14 protein-coding genes and 3 pseudogenes are annotated in these 13461 nt (G+C 50.5%); 13 read left to right on the plus strand and 4 right to left on the minus strand.

Annotation, left to right across the window (positions count from 1 at the left end):
- Window positions 1-42 precede the first annotated feature (42 nt).
- The 3 genes from flgA (at window position 43) to flgN (ending at window position 1545) form a co-directional block, all read left to right on the plus strand.
- Window positions 43-702, plus strand: coding sequence for a flagellar basal body P-ring formation chaperone FlgA (flgA, locus tag KQP84_RS14720; RefSeq protein WP_215847088.1), 660 nt, complete (start codon window positions 43-45; stop codon window positions 700-702).
- Window positions 703-804: 102 nt separating this feature from the next.
- The gene (gene flgM / locus KQP84_RS14725) at window positions 805-1107 is read left to right on the plus strand and encodes a flagellar biosynthesis anti-sigma factor FlgM (protein WP_215847089.1); all 303 of its coding nucleotides are present in this window, start codon (window positions 805-807) and stop codon (window positions 1105-1107) included.
- A gap of 6 nt (window positions 1108-1113) precedes the next feature.
- Window positions 1114-1545, plus strand: a complete 432-nt coding sequence (flgN, locus tag KQP84_RS14730) for a flagellar export chaperone FlgN (protein ID WP_215847090.1) — start codon at window positions 1114-1116, stop codon at window positions 1543-1545.
- A gap of 87 nt (window positions 1546-1632) precedes the next feature.
- On the opposite strand, the pseudogene murJ reads toward flgN, so the two are convergent.
- The 4 genes and pseudogenes from murJ to rimJ form a co-directional block, all read right to left on the minus strand.
- Window positions 1633-3168, minus strand: a pseudogene (murJ, locus tag KQP84_RS14735) (murein biosynthesis integral membrane protein MurJ).
- A 120-nt stretch (window positions 3169-3288) separates the two neighbouring features.
- Window positions 3289-4209, minus strand: a complete 921-nt coding sequence (locus KQP84_RS14740) for a Gfo/Idh/MocA family protein (RefSeq protein WP_215847091.1) — start codon at window positions 4207-4209, stop codon at window positions 3289-3291.
- A gap of 1 nt (window position 4210) precedes the next feature.
- Window positions 4211-4850, minus strand: a pseudogene (locus tag KQP84_RS14745) (DUF480 domain-containing protein).
- Window positions 4851-4866: 16 nt separating this feature from the next.
- Window positions 4867-5457 carry a ribosomal protein S5-alanine N-acetyltransferase gene (gene rimJ / locus KQP84_RS14750; RefSeq protein WP_215847092.1) on the minus strand — a complete coding sequence of 197 codons (591 nt, stop codon included), beginning with the start codon at window positions 5455-5457 and terminating at the stop codon, window positions 4867-4869.
- A gap of 393 nt (window positions 5458-5850) precedes the next feature.
- On the opposite strand from rimJ, the pseudogene mdtH reads away from it, so the two are divergent.
- The 10 genes and pseudogenes from mdtH (at window position 5851) to KQP84_RS14800 (ending at window position 13430) form a co-directional block, all read left to right on the plus strand.
- Window positions 5851-6914: pseudogene (gene mdtH / locus KQP84_RS14755) on the plus strand (multidrug efflux MFS transporter MdtH).
- A 90-nt stretch (window positions 6915-7004) separates the two neighbouring features.
- A complete protein-coding gene (gene grxB / locus KQP84_RS14760) occupies window positions 7005-7652 on the plus strand; it encodes a glutaredoxin 2 (RefSeq protein ID WP_215847093.1) in 648 nt (215 codons plus the stop codon).
- A 116-nt stretch (window positions 7653-7768) separates the two neighbouring features.
- Window positions 7769-8332 carry a lipoprotein gene (locus KQP84_RS14765; protein ID WP_215847094.1) on the plus strand — a complete coding sequence of 188 codons (564 nt, stop codon included), beginning with the start codon at window positions 7769-7771 and terminating at the stop codon, window positions 8330-8332.
- Window positions 8333-8466: 134 nt separating this feature from the next.
- Window positions 8467-9513 (plus strand): dihydroorotase, encoded by a 1047-nt coding sequence (gene pyrC, locus KQP84_RS14770; RefSeq protein ID WP_215847095.1) that lies wholly within the window; start codon window positions 8467-8469, stop codon window positions 9511-9513.
- A gap of 62 nt (window positions 9514-9575) precedes the next feature.
- Entirely contained in the window at window positions 9576-9821 is a 246-nt protein-coding gene (dinI, locus tag KQP84_RS14775) for a DNA damage-inducible protein I (protein WP_215847096.1), read from the plus strand.
- 147 nt (window positions 9822-9968) lie between these two features.
- A complete protein-coding gene (locus KQP84_RS14780; protein ID WP_215847097.1) occupies window positions 9969-10238 on the plus strand; it encodes a hypothetical protein in 270 nt (89 codons plus the stop codon).
- Window positions 10239-10497: 259 nt separating this feature from the next.
- Window positions 10498-10752 (plus strand): biofilm formation regulator BssS, encoded by a 255-nt coding sequence (gene bssS / locus KQP84_RS14785; RefSeq protein ID WP_215847098.1) that lies wholly within the window; start codon window positions 10498-10500, stop codon window positions 10750-10752.
- 96 nt (window positions 10753-10848) lie between these two features.
- Window positions 10849-11967 carry an N-methyl-L-tryptophan oxidase gene (gene solA, locus KQP84_RS14790; RefSeq protein ID WP_215847099.1) on the plus strand — a complete coding sequence of 373 codons (1119 nt, stop codon included), beginning with the start codon at window positions 10849-10851 and terminating at the stop codon, window positions 11965-11967.
- A 310-nt stretch (window positions 11968-12277) separates the two neighbouring features.
- Window positions 12278-12853: a cytochrome b gene (locus KQP84_RS14795; protein ID WP_215847100.1), complete on the plus strand. Its 576-nt coding sequence runs from the start codon at window positions 12278-12280 to the stop codon at window positions 12851-12853.
- 4 nt (window positions 12854-12857) lie between these two features.
- The gene (locus KQP84_RS14800) at window positions 12858-13430 is read left to right on the plus strand and encodes a YceI family protein (protein WP_215848299.1); all 573 of its coding nucleotides are present in this window, start codon (window positions 12858-12860) and stop codon (window positions 13428-13430) included.
- The last annotated feature ends 31 nt before the right edge of the window (window positions 13431-13461 follow it).

Consider the following 13461-nt stretch of genomic DNA (forward strand, 5'->3'; position numbering starts at 1 on the left):
CTCTCCGTACACTTATGACCATCATCAGTGAGGAGCAGCACCATGCGCGGATATCTCATCCTGTTGACCAGCCTGCTGGTCACGATCGCCCTGCCAGCCAAAGCAGCCGATCTCAGTGCACAACTGAATCAATTTTTTAAAACCCGCGATCCACAGCACGCCGTGGGCATGAATGTGGTCGTGCGCACACCACAGGCACAATGGCCCAGTTGTGACACGCCACAATTTACCCTGCCGGGAAACAGCCGTTTGTGGGGCAATATCAGCGTGGCGGCCAACTGCGATGAAAATCGCCGATATATTCAGGTTCAGGTTCAGGTCAGCGGCCAATATTTGGTGGCAAAGCGCCAATTGGCGCGCGGCAGCAGCGTGACAAAAGAAGATTTTCAACTGCAGACCGGTCGTCTCGATACATTGCCAGCGCGTACGCTGTTTGATAGCGCGTCAGTGGCCGATGCAGTTGTCCTGCGTGATATTCAACCCGGTCAGCCCGTTAGCTTGTCGATGTTGCGTCAACCGTGGCGAGTGAAGGCCGGGCAGAACGTGATGGTTATTGCCAGCGGTGACGGATTTGATGCCAGTGGCGAAGGCAAGGCGTTAAACAACGCCACCAGCGCACAATGGGTTCGCGTACGCATGGGAAATGGCCAAATTGTTAGCGGTCGGGTCGGCGATGATGGGAATATTCTGATAACCCTATAAAGCGCTAAAGAAGCCTGTTGTTCTGCCGATAGAAGAATCAACTAAGCAATTACGCTATTCTGATTCAGGTGGCAGACTCCCTGACCGTACAGGAGCTTGAATATGAGCATCGATCGAACACAACCTCTGAATCCCGTTAGTACTGTCCAGACTCGCGACACTAACGAGCAGAGCAGCAGCAAAGTGCGTCAAAACGAAACAACCCAGGCAACCACACCCGGTGCCGCGCAGGTTAAGCTGAGCAGCGCTCAGTCACAGTTGATGCAACCAAGCAGCAAGGACATCAATGTCCAGCGTGTTGAAGAATTGAAAACGGCCATTCGTAATGGCGAACTGAAAATGGATACCGGCAAGATTGCAGATGCATTGATTGCTGACACCAAGGCGTATTTAGAGGGTAACTAACTCCCCATGAGTAACTTGTTGACCACATTAGATAAGATGCAGGAAGTGCTGTCTTCACTGGCTGATTTGCTCAACGAAGAGCAGCACCAGCTGTCGGCCGGCCACATTAACAGCAACCTGTTGCAGCGTATTACCGAAGATAAAAGCGCGCTGCTCACCACGCTGAATTATCTGGACGAGATGCGCCGTACAACTGAAGCCAGCCTGAATACCCAGGCGCCTTATCGTGGTCAGAGTGACATGTCGCGTCGCTGGCAGAGTATTCAACAGCACACCCGCCGTTTACAGGACGCCAACGTCCATAACGGCTTGCTGTTACAGCATCAAATTCGCTTTACCCAAGATGCGCTTGAGGTGTTGAAGCCGCACCAAACTCAGGCGTTCTACGGCCCAGACGGTATGGGAAAAGGTCAATCGACACTGAGTCGCAAGTTCTGATTCAGCGCGGTGCTGGCATGCTTTGGCACCTAAAAAAAGCCCGCGATCTCTCGCGGGCTTTTTTATGTCTGCTTACAGGTTATTTGTTTAAGCCACGGTACGTCGCGCGTAATCACGTAAGCGAAAGCCCAATAAACCCAGCACCAGAAAATAGGTTCCACCGCCTACAGCACAAACGGCAGCCAGACGTAACAGACGCCACAACATTGCGCCCTGCTCCCATACTGGCATCACTTGCAGAATGCCATACAGCGCAGCCGCCATGGCAATAACTGCCAGCACCAGGCGAATCAGGAAGCCAGACCAACCCGGTTGCGGCTGAAAAAGTTTTTCTTTCGCAGCTGCCAGTAAAGCAGCGCAGCGTTTAAACAGGCGGCCAGACCAATCGACAGCGATAAACCCGCGTGTTTCAGCGGACCGATAAAGGCCAGGTTCATCAATTGCGTCATGATCAAAGTAATGATAGCGATCTTCACCGGCGTTTTGATGTCCTGACGCGAATAGAAGCCCGGCGCCAACACTTTCACGACAATCAATCCCATCAATCCCACTGAATAAGCAATCAGCGCACGTTGCGTCATCAAGGCATCAAAAGCGGTGAATTTTCCATACTGGAATAACGCAATGGTGAGCGGGCCGGACAACATGCCTAATGCCACCGCGCTGGGCAGTGCCAGCAGAAAACAGAGACGTAAACCCCAATCCATCAGGCGTGAATATTCGTCGTGATTGCCGCTAGAAAAACTTTTCGCCAACGAGGGCAGCAAAATGGTGCCCAACGCAACACCCAGAACGCCAGAGGGGAACTCCATCAGGCGATCGGCGTAATACATCCAGGATACGGAACCAGAAACCAAAAAAGAGGCGAAAATGGTGTTAATAATCAGCGAAATTTGACTCACCGAGACGCCTAAAATCGCCGGCCCCATTTGACGCATTACCCGCCAGACACCCGCATCTTTTAGGTTGACGCGCGGCAGCACCAACATACCGATTTTTTCAGGTGCGGCAGTTGATAACCCAACTGCAAAACACCACCGACCACCACGGCCCACGCCAGCGCCATTACTGGCGGATGAAAGTGTGGCGCGGCAAACAGCGCAAACCCAATCATGCTGACATTCAGCAAGGTGGGTGCAAACGCTGGTACAGAGAAACGGTTCCAGGTGTTAAGCACCGCGCCAGCCAGCGAGGCGAGGGAAATCAGTAAAATATAGGGAAAGGTGACGCGCAACAGCGCACTGGTGAGCGCAAATTTATCTGCAGTATCGGCAAAGCCGGGGGCAGTAACCAGTATCACCCAAGGTGCCGCGAACATCCCTAATAGGGTGACGACGGCCAATACCAGCGTGAGCAGGCCAGAAACATAAGCCAAAAAAGTTGGGTTGCCTCGTCGCCCTGCTTGCTTTTGTATTCAGCCAGAATCGGGACAAAGGCTTGAGAGAAAGCGCCTTCGGCAAAAATACGGCGCAGCAGATTAGGCAATTTAAACGCAACGAAGAAGGCATCGGTAGCCATACCGGCACCAAATACCCGCGCCACGATGGCATCTCGGGCAAAGCCCAATACGCGGGAAAACAGGGTCATGGAACTGACCGCTGCCAGCGATTTCAACAAGTTCATAATTAGCGGCGCATCCTGAAAAGGTTCGGCAAAAGAGAGACTTAGCGCAGGCATCAGCTGATGCCCGGCGATAGTCTACTTGCCCGGTGAGAAATCACCAGCGCTGAGTGTTACAAGGGGTTATTCGCGAACGGACTCGCGCCACATTTTTTCCACTACCCGCTGCGCCAGCAGGGCCTGTTCGCCACTGGTTTCAGGCATCGTCTGATTTTGCACGCAGTGAATAAAATGATGCGCCGCGCCGCTGAAGCCGCGCTGAGTTAAATGGCTTTGCCAGGCGGGCGGCGGTGTAATCAGTAAGCCGCTGGCACTCTCTTCCTGCCAATCGCGCATGTCGAGCACATCAATACATTTTCCCTCGCAGACTGCGCTCACGCGCTCGCGTTGACTGCCCGCACGGCGATGCATACTGGTAGTAAGGCGTAACCGCCCCGCAGCGAAGTGATGTTCGGCATACAGCATTTCACCCAAATCGTTGGTCTCTATATGCCCTTGTAAGCTGGTCGCGGCCTTTCCACTGAGCCACAGCGCGGTATCAACAACATGCAAATAGTCATCCAACAAGGTGAAGCGCAGATCGTGAGGGCCCACGCTGTCGCTGCGATGTTTCTCCATACGCAATGAAGCCGCGTTGGGCATTTCAGCTTTTAGCTGCTGATAACGGGGAGCAAATCGCCGGTTAAAACCCACCATTAGTTTGCGCTTCTGCTTCTCAGCTAAGGCCACCAGCGCTTCTGCCTGATTGAGATTTTCTGCCAACGGTTTATCAACGCAGACATCTTTGCCGGCCAGCAATAACGCTTTGACCACATCAAAATGCGTGGCGGTGCTGCTGTGCACGAATACAGCATCGCAAGCCGCAGCCAAATCGTTTAGAGAGCTGAAACAGGCCATGCGAAAACTTTCGCAAATAGGTTTGGCTTTAGCCTGGTTAGGTGAGAACGCGCCAACCAGCGTCCAGTCGGTTGCTTGCGATAACACCGGTAACCAGGCTTTCTGTGCGATGCCGCCTAATCCCACCACACCAATGCGCAACGTCATTTCACTGCTCCTGCTGCTGTAATAGTTGGGCGATCTGCGCCTGCAGTGCATCGACTCGCTGTTCCAGCATGGCGACGCGTGTGGTTAATTCACTCTCTTCGACGGGGTCGATGTGCGTTTGCGCTTCGTCCTGTTCGCCCGCAAATAGATGCTGATAGCGGCTTTCACGTTTGCCTGGCTCGCGTGCCAGACGCACCACCATCGCGCCATCTTCGCGCTGGCTTAAGCTTTCCAGCGTCTGTTCCACCTCAGAGACATCTGCAAACTCATGCAGCCGCCCGCTGCGAGTACGTAATTCGCCCGGCGTTTGTGCGCCACGGAGAAACAGCAGCGTTAATATCGCGACTTCAGCACTGTTCAGTTGCAGGTTGCCAAACGCGGAGTTGCAAAACCGTTGTTCATATTTCGCGACGCGCTGACCAAATCCATTGTTTGAGGTGACCAGATGTTTTTTGACCAACTGATCCAGTTGATCCTGCACCTCGCCTTCTGACAAATTCATGACCGGTTCGCGGTTAGACTTTTGATTGCAGGCCGTGACAACACCATTAAGAGAGAGGATACTGCTCTGGCGTAGTGACCTGTTTCTCCAGCAGGCAACCGATCACACGCAAGGCTTGCGCCGATAAAGCCATCTTCATGCAAAATTCCTCATCATTATCCGCGCCGATCCGGCGTCCATTCCGTGCTGGTTAACGCCGTTAGCACATGATCTTGCCAACGTCCGTCAATCAATAAATAGTTTTTGGCATAACCCTCTTTTTCAAAGCCAAGGCGAGCCAGCAGATCACCGCTGCGCTGATTGTGCGGCATGTAGTTGGCCATGATGCGATGAATGTGCTGTTGGCGTTGCATATAGCGAATCGCTGTCTGCAGGGCTTCAAACATGAAGCCCTGCCCTTGCCATTTTTTGCCCAGTGAATAGCCGAGATAACAGGCGTGAAAAGAGCCACGCAGCACATTGCTGAAGTTCGCCACGCCGCGCACCTCGGTCTCATTAGCATCCATTAAAATGAAATAGAAGGCCGAGCCTTGCTTGTGCATGTCAGTGATAAGCCCAAGGCGAGCTTGCCAACCGGAAGGATAACAATGACTTTCATCACGAACCGGTTCCCAGGGTTTGAGGAAAACGCGATTTTCTGCGTAGTAATCCGCCAACCGCCACGCATCGCGTTCGTGTACCAGACGTACCACCAGCCGATCGGTGGTCAATCGCACCTTTGGCGCGGCAGAACGATAGCCAAACATCTTGACTCCTGAAATACATGGCTGAGAAAGAGACACCTATTTAACGTTTCACTTCACTATAACCGCCGCCTGGGCTGCGGTAAAACGTTACGAATAACTCTGCAGGAAACGTCTTGATTTAGCACCTTAAATGCGGGCTCGCTCGATAAAAAATATCATCTAAACAACGCTATTTTTCCCGCATGTTGCGGAGGAGAATAGACCATCTGGTCCGATTCTTTCCCTTTGTTATTAATCTACTTGCTCAGGAATCAGCATGTCACGGGTTGCGCTGGCACGACGCCGCAGTAAAGTTTTTCTTTTGGTTGATAACATGTTGGTGGTGATGGGATTTTTCGTCGTCTTCCCCTCATTTCTATCCATTTTGTTGAGCAGCTCGGCTGGGCGGCACTGATGGTCGGCATCGCGCTTGGCTTGCGTCAGCTTATTCAGCAGGGCTTAGGCATTTTTGGCGGTGCGATTGCCGATCGCTTTGGTGCCAAGCCCTTGATCGTTATCGGCATGTTGATGCGCGCAGCGGGTTTTGCCTGTATGGCGCTGGCACACGAACCCTGGCTGCTGTGGTTAGCCTGTATGTTATCGGGTTTAGGCGGCACATTATTCGATCCCCACGCAGTGCGCTGGTGATGAAATTGGTGCGGGCACGCGAACGTGGGCGCTTTTTCTCGCTGTTAATGATGCAGGACAGCGCAGGCGCGGTGATTGGCGCGCTGATTGGCAGTTGGCTGCTGGCCTGGGATTTCCGTCTGGTCTGTTGGGTTGGCGCTGGCGTGTTTGTTCTCGCCGCGCTATTCAACGCGATTTGGCTGCCTGCGTGGCGCATCTCTACGGAGCGGGTTGCTATGCGCGAAGGGCTAAAACGCGTCTGGCAAGATAAGCGCTTCCGCCTGTATGTCTTGACGCTAACCGGCTACTACATTTTGGCGGTGCAGGTGATGTTGATGCTGCCGGTCATGGTTAATCAGGTGGCGGGGGCACCTGCGGCAGTGAAGTGGATGTATGCCATTGAGGCGATGCTGTCATTGACACTGCTGTATCCGCTGGCGCGCTGGAGTGAAAAGCATTTTCGCCTTGAGCAGCGTTTAATGGCCGGTTTAACACTCATGACCTTCAGCCTGCTGCCGATCGGCATGACGCACGATCTCACCGCCTTGTTTACGCTGATCGCCGTGTTTTATCTCGGCTCCATTATCGCCGAACCTGCGCGTGAAACCTTAAGCGCCGCGTTGGCCAGCGCCCGATCGCGTGGCAGCTATATGGGTTTCAGTCGCCTTGGGCTGGCGTTAGGCGGCTTGATTGGATACAGCGGCGGCGGTTGGATGTTTGATATGGGCCAGCAACTATCGTTGCCTGAATTACCGTGGATTTTACTCAGCAGTATTGGTCTGGTCACACTGCTGGCGCTGTGGCGGCAGTTTCAACCGCGCGATGTTGCACCCGCTATTCTTAGTAGCTGAGTTTGCCCCATCCGCTAATCTCTTCCATACTTCCCGCAAGTCCGAAAACAGGGCGAATGTCTTTCGCCCTGCTAAACAAAGGAGAACGGGATGAAGCTTTATATCTACGACCATTGCCCTTTCTGTGTCAAAGCACGCATGATTTTCGGCCTGAAAAATGTGCCCATTGAATTAGTTGTCATGCTGAACGATGACGAAGCCACGCCGACCAAACTGGTGGGTCAAAAAATGGCACCGATCCTGCAAAAACAGGACGGCAGTGCGATGCCTGAAAGCATGGATATCGTGCGATTCATCGATAATCAAGATGGCGAGCCGCTGATTGTGGGTAAAACAAACCCGGCAATCAATGACTGGCTGCGTCACGTCAACAGTTACGCAAACAAGTTGCTGTTACCGCGTATCGCTGAAGCGCCATTTGCTGAGTTCGCGACCCCGGAAGCACGCGAATATTTCCGTGTTAAAAAGCAGGCTAATATCGGCGATTTTCATGAACTCATGCAACATGCGCCGGGCTTCATTAAAAACATCAGTGACGATTTGCGACAACTGGACAAACTGATTGTTAAGCCCAATGCAGTTAATGGTGAATTATCAGAAGATGACATTAACTTATTTCCGCTGTTGCGTTCGCTGACGTTAGTGAGCGGCATTGAATGGCCAAGTCGCGTAGCGGATTACCGCGATAACATGGCAAAACAGACACAGGTCAATTTGCTCTCTTCGATCGCGCATTAATCCTGCTTTGATGAGAAACGCACACGCGTTTCTCATCCCTTCCTTGATGACACCCGCTCCGCATTCAGGCACGCTATATACAGTTTTAGCCCCACAACATCCTGGATGAGGAACACATGAAAAAGGCTTTTCTTGGGCTCACCGCCCTGTTTATTGCCGTCATCTTAAGCGGCTGTAATCAACTTACGCAGTACACCATTAGCGAGCAGGAAATCAATCAGGCGCTGCAAAAGCGCAACAACTACGAAAAAGATATTGGCGTTGCAGGATTGGTGAATGCGCACATTGTTTTAAACGATCTCAGCAGCCAGATCGGGCGTGAAGAACCCGGTAAAATTACCTTGTCAGGCAATGCCAAAATTAACGTGAGCTCTCTTTTTGGCCCTCAACAGGCAGATATGCAGCTGAAAATGAAAGCGCAACCGTTCTTCGATCAGCAGCAAGGCGCTATCTACCTGCGTGATCTCGAAATCGTTGATGCGCAAGTTCAGCCAGAAAAAATGGCGTCAATCATGAAAACCCTGACACCTTATCTGAATCAATCGCTGAAAAGTTATTTCAACCAAAAACCGGCTTATGTCCTGAGTGAAGATCGGAGTAAAGCGGAGTCGCTGGCGAAAAAATTCGCTAAAGGTTTAGAAGTAAAGCCGGGTCAATTGGTTATCCCTTTCACCCACTGATTTATTCACCGCGCCCTTTGGCGCGGTTTTCTCGATTCTGCCAAAAAAACCAGGTGCAAACGGTTGCCTGAATCCTTATGCTTAGACCCCGGCCTAAACGTGCCTTTCGTTTCCTTTCTGCCGGAGCCTCATCGATGACTGCACAAACTCAGCAACTCACTCTTCGCCGCCCAGACGACTGGCATATTCATCTGCGTGATGACGACATGCTTAAAACGGTCTTGCCTTATACCAGCGCGGTGAACGGTCGTGCCATCGTGATGCCAAATCTGGTGCCACCGGTAACCAGCGTGGCGGCAGGAGAAGCGTATCGCGAACGCATCCTGGCAGCATTACCTGCCGATCATGCCTTTACACCTCTGATGACCTGTTATTTAACTGACTCGTTGGATCCCGATGAGATCGAGCGCGGCTTTACCTCAGGTTTGTTCACTGCCGCCAAACTCTATCCTGCCCATGCGACCACCAACTCCAGCCATGGCGTAACCAACGTTGCCTCAATTGCGAATGTGCTGGAGCGCATGCAAAAACTTGGCATGCCGTTGCTGATCCATGGCGAAGTTACCGATGCGCATATCGATATTTTTGACCGTGAAGCGCGTTTTATTGAAACGGTAATGGAGCCGCTGCGTAAACAGTTTCCTGAACTGAAAGTGGTAATGGAACACATCACTACTAAAGACGCGGCGGATTATGTTGAAGCGGCTAACGAAAAGCTTGGCGCAACCATTACACCGCAACATTTGATGTTTAACCGCAATCACATGCTGGTGGGCGGCATTCGTCCTCATTTGTATTGTCTGCCGATTTTAAAGCGCAATATTCATCAGGAAGCCTTGCGTAAAGTCATTGCCGGTGGAAACCCTCGTTTCTTCCTTGGTACTGATACTGCCCCGCATCTGCAGCATCTGAAAGAAGCCAGCTGCGGCTGTGCCGGTGTGTTCAATGCGCCAACCTCGCTGCCGGCTTATGCCACGGTATTTGAGGAGATGGAAGCCCTGCACCTTCTTGAAGCTTTCTGCTCTGAGAACGGTCCGCGCTTTTATGGTTTGCCGCTCAACGAAGATACCATCACACTGGTACGTGAGCCGTGGACAGTGGAAAGCCACATAGAAATGGGTGCACATTCTCTGGTGCCTTTCCTGGCAGGTGAAACTTTAAACTGGCGTATCAAAGCGTAATAGTATTTGCCTCCAGAGGATAATTACTGTAAATATATACAGTATCTTATCTGGAGGCTTTTATGCGTGTTGAAATTACCGTTGCCAAGACCCAACCTCTTCCTGCCGGTGCGATGGAAGCGTTAAGCCAAGAGCTTGCTCGTCGCATTGATGAACAGTTTCCTGATTCAACGCATCACGTCAAAGTACGTTATGCCACCGCCAACCAACTCAGCGTATTAGGCGGTAATAAAGAGTCCCGTGACCAAATCAGTGACATTCTCCAGCAAACCTGGGAAAGCGCTGATGATTGGTTCATCACCGATTAACCGCCACTGTGCTGTTTTTTGCCGGGTGTCGCCATCCGGCTTTTTTATCTCTTTTCTTCCCTCGCCATAAGCCTCCGCTGCATCTAGACTCTGATCGATCAATCCCCTATCCTTGCGCTCGTCATGCTTAACAGGAGGTGCGACAACATGACTACTGATAAACCTGAAGAAGCGATGACATTTGGCGAGCTTTTAGCGCTAATAGGTGATCAGCAACGTCGATTGACGGTGCTGGAAAATGCCTTCTCCAGTCTGATTTTCTGCCTTGACGATCGTGCCAGTCAGCTTCTGGTGCATAATCTGTCTCTTGAAGCACAAAATCAAAACCATGATGAGCAATTGCAACTACACTTTGCCCGGCTGGCAGAATCACTGCAGAAGCGCAACGGTGGCACAACGTCAGAACCACTGATTTAATGCAATACTGAACGACGTTTCTCTCGCAAAAATAGTATTTTTTATCCTTTCAAATTGCTGGTTAAAATGCCTGTTTCATCAGGCATTTTATTTTTCATTTCGTGTCTTATAAAAGCAGTTATTCTATTTATCCGTTTTTCAACGCATTTTTTAATCAGTAGGCGGGTCTTTTACTGTTATAATTGTCTCGCTACTGGAATAAAAAAGCCGCATTGAACCTCATCAAGCACTTCGTTTAACGAGTAATATGGAGGTTATAATGGACAGAAATAAAGATGTGATTCAGACCCATTCGCTGGTGGGCTGGGACATCAGTACCGTTGACAGCTACGATGCCATGATGATTCGTTTGCACTCACTTTCGTCACAAGAGCAAACAGAAGAAGAGGCGGACGTTGGCCCGACATATTGGCTAACAACGGATGTGGCAAGGCAGTTCATCTCTATCCTTGAAGCGGGCATCGCCAAGATAGAATCTGCCGAGCAGGTAGAACGACTTCTCAAGAAACATTAATTCCTGCCACATCAAGAGGCACCCTAAGGGGTGCCTTTTTCGTCTCTGTTTCTGGTATGCTTTTGATTGTGTGACCCTTTCAGGAGTTTCGTCTCAATGATTTACGATCTTATTGTGGTAGGCAGCGGTTCCATCGGTGCAGCAGCAGGCTATTACGCAACGCAAGCAGGCTTGTCGGTATTGATGATCGACAGCGCCCACCCACCGCATGACCAAGGCACGCATCACGGTGACAGTCGCCTGATTCGCCACGCTTATGGTGAAGGCGAGCGCTACGTACCATTAGTATTGCGAGCGCAAGCGCTTTGGGACGAACTGGAACAGCAGGCTGGCGAGCGTATTATGCACCGCAGCGGCATATTAAATCTGGCGCTGCTGCAATCGGAGTTCATCAATAATGTCATTGACAGCGCCAAAGCCTGGCAACTGGATATACACATTCTGCAAGCCGATGAGGTGCGCAAACGTTGGCCGCAAATAAATGTGCCTGACGGTTATATCGGCGTATTTGAACCTCAATCGGGTTACTTAAAATGCGAGCAAGCGGTTCGCAGTTATATTCAACTCGCCGAACAGGCGGGTTGCGCGCAACTGTTTAATTGCCCGGTCAGCGAAATAGGTCGAGACGGCGATCTACAACAGGTCACAACACTGGATGGCGTGTATCGCGCCCGGAAGATGTTAATCAGTGCAGGAACCTGGGTAACTAAACTGGTTTCCGGCTTGCCGGTAACACCTACTCGCAAAGTCTTTGCCTGGTATCAGGCGGATGGCCGCTACAGTGAAAACAACCACTTCCCCGGTTTCACTGTTGAGATGGAAAACGGCAGCCAGTATTACGGTTTTCCCGCCGATAATAATGCCCTAAAAGTGGGACGCCACGATGGCGGCCAACCGATGACAAAACCAGAAGATCGCAAACCTTTTGGTACCGTAGCGGCGGACGGCAACGAGACGTTTGGATTTCTGCGTCAGTTCCTGCCTGGCGTAGGCGTTTGCCTGCGGGGCGAAGCGTGCAGCTATGATTTCACGCCAGACGAAGATTTTATTATCGATACATTACCTGGTGAACCTAATCGACTCATTATGACGGGCCTAAGCGGGCATGGATTCAAATTTGCCAGCGTATTAGGTGAACTGGCTGCCGAATTTGCGCAGGATAAACCTTTCTCGTTTGACCTCACGCCATTTTCACTTACGCGTTTCGACGTTTAATGACTTTTCTTGTCTTAAATAAAATGTGCAGCATCATTAAATATGATGCTGCACACTGACGTTAACTGACACTTATTCACATTACCCCACACTACTCGCCTTCGCACCGCCCAAAAAGTGAATCCAATTGAAATTTAATTTATTTCGGACTGGGTTAATTCAGCCTTATTCAATAAAACTGCGTTTATTAAGCATGATCATTTCATGAATTTCACATCATCAAAATAATGTTATAGAAGCGTAAGCTTGATTGATTTTTTATTTCAATCTGTGGATGCTTATTTCCACTTATTACTACAGAAATAAAATTATGCCGTTACGTAATTCCACTCAAAACTTTGGATTGATTAGCGTCACGCTGCATTGGTTAATGGCGTTAGTCATTTATGCCATGTTCGCTTTGGGCTTATGGATGGTGGGTTTAGGATATTACGATAGCTGGTATCACGATGCGCCAGAGATACACAAAAGCATCGGCGTAATATTAATGCTTATCTTAATTTTCCGTCTGATATGGCGCGTTGTATCGCCCTCACCTTCTCCCCTTAAAAGTTACACCGCATGGGTTCGCCTAAGCGCCGTAGTTGCCCACTGGCTGCTTTACAGCTTATTGCTGGCCATCTTAGTGAGTGGCTATTTGATCTCTACAGCTGACGGTAAACCGATTTCGGTATTTGGCTGGTTCGAGCTTCCCGCTTTAGTTAGTGGGGCCGGAGAACAGGCCGATTTAGCGGGCGATATTCATTTATGGCTCGCCTGGAGCGTGGTCATCCTTTCCGTGCTGCATGGCTTAGCTGCTCTAAAACATCACTTTATCGATCGCGATGTCACTCTGAAACGGATGTTAGGTATGCGCATCCCTTTACCCTCTGAAAAGGATCATTAATATGCTGAAGAAAACTCTGCTTGCCGTAACCGCTGCGAGCTTGTTGTTGAGTTCTGTTACCGCTAATGCTGCTAATTATAAAATTGATAAGGAAGGCCAGCACGCCTTCATCCAGTTTCGCATTCAACATCTTGGCTATAGCTGGCTGTATGGCACGTTTAAAGATTTCGATGGCAGCTTTAGCTTTGATGCAAGCAATCCTTCAGCCGACAAAGTCGATGTCACCATTAATACCAATAGTGTCGACACCAACCATGCGGAGCGTGACAAACATTTGCGCAGCGCAGATTTCCTCAATGTGGGTAAAAATCCACAAGCCATGTTCAAATCAACATCGGTTAAAAAAGAGGGCGATGAACTTGAGATCGTTGGTGATCTCACGCTGAATGGCGTAACCAAACCCGTAACGCTAGAAGCGAAGCTGTTAGGTGAAGGCAAAGATCCATGGGGCGGCTATCGCGCAGGGTTTGAGGCGGAAGGTGAAATCGCATTGAAAGATTTCAACATAACTAAAGACTTAGGGCCAGCCTCGCAAAAAGTTCAGCTGATGATTTCAGTTGAAGGTGTTCGGCAATAGATCACAACAACCGCCTGAAGCTGAGCTTCAG

The organism is Candidatus Pantoea bituminis (genome assembly GCF_018842675.1).
Lineage (GTDB): Bacteria > Pseudomonadota > Gammaproteobacteria > Enterobacterales > Enterobacteriaceae > Pantoea > Pantoea phytostimulans.

Bases quoted from the DNA above. Each gene is read 5' to 3' on its own strand.
- pyrC (WP_215847095.1), top strand. From the start codon at position 8,467: ATGACTGCACAAACTCAGCAACTCACTCTTCGCCGCCCAGACGACTGG.
- flgM (WP_215847089.1), top strand. From the start codon at position 805: ATGAGCATCGATCGAACACAACCTCTGAATCCCGTTAGTACTGTCCAG.
- KQP84_RS14765 (WP_215847094.1), top strand. From the start codon at position 7,769: ATGAAAAAGGCTTTTCTTGGGCTCACCGCCCTGTTTATTGCCGTCATC.
- KQP84_RS14795 (WP_215847100.1), top strand. From the start codon at position 12,278: ATGCCGTTACGTAATTCCACTCAAAACTTTGGATTGATTAGCGTCACG.
- dinI (WP_215847096.1), top strand. From the start codon at position 9,576: ATGCGTGTTGAAATTACCGTTGCCAAGACCCAACCTCTTCCTGCCGGT.
- flgN (WP_215847090.1), top strand. From the start codon at position 1,114: ATGAGTAACTTGTTGACCACATTAGATAAGATGCAGGAAGTGCTGTCT.
- bssS (WP_215847098.1), top strand. From the start codon at position 10,498: ATGGACAGAAATAAAGATGTGATTCAGACCCATTCGCTGGTGGGCTGG.
- flgA (WP_215847088.1), top strand. From the start codon at position 43: ATGCGCGGATATCTCATCCTGTTGACCAGCCTGCTGGTCACGATCGCC.
- solA (WP_215847099.1), top strand. From the start codon at position 10,849: ATGATTTACGATCTTATTGTGGTAGGCAGCGGTTCCATCGGTGCAGCA.
- grxB (WP_215847093.1), top strand. From the start codon at position 7,005: ATGAAGCTTTATATCTACGACCATTGCCCTTTCTGTGTCAAAGCACGC.
- KQP84_RS14740 (WP_215847091.1), bottom strand. From the start codon at position 4,209: ATGACGTTGCGCATTGGTGTGGTGGGATTAGGCGGCATCGCACAGAAA.
- rimJ (WP_215847092.1), bottom strand. From the start codon at position 5,457: ATGTTTGGCTATCGTTCTGCCGCGCCAAAGGTGCGATTGACCACCGAT.
- KQP84_RS14780 (WP_215847097.1), top strand. From the start codon at position 9,969: ATGACTACTGATAAACCTGAAGAAGCGATGACATTTGGCGAGCTTTTA.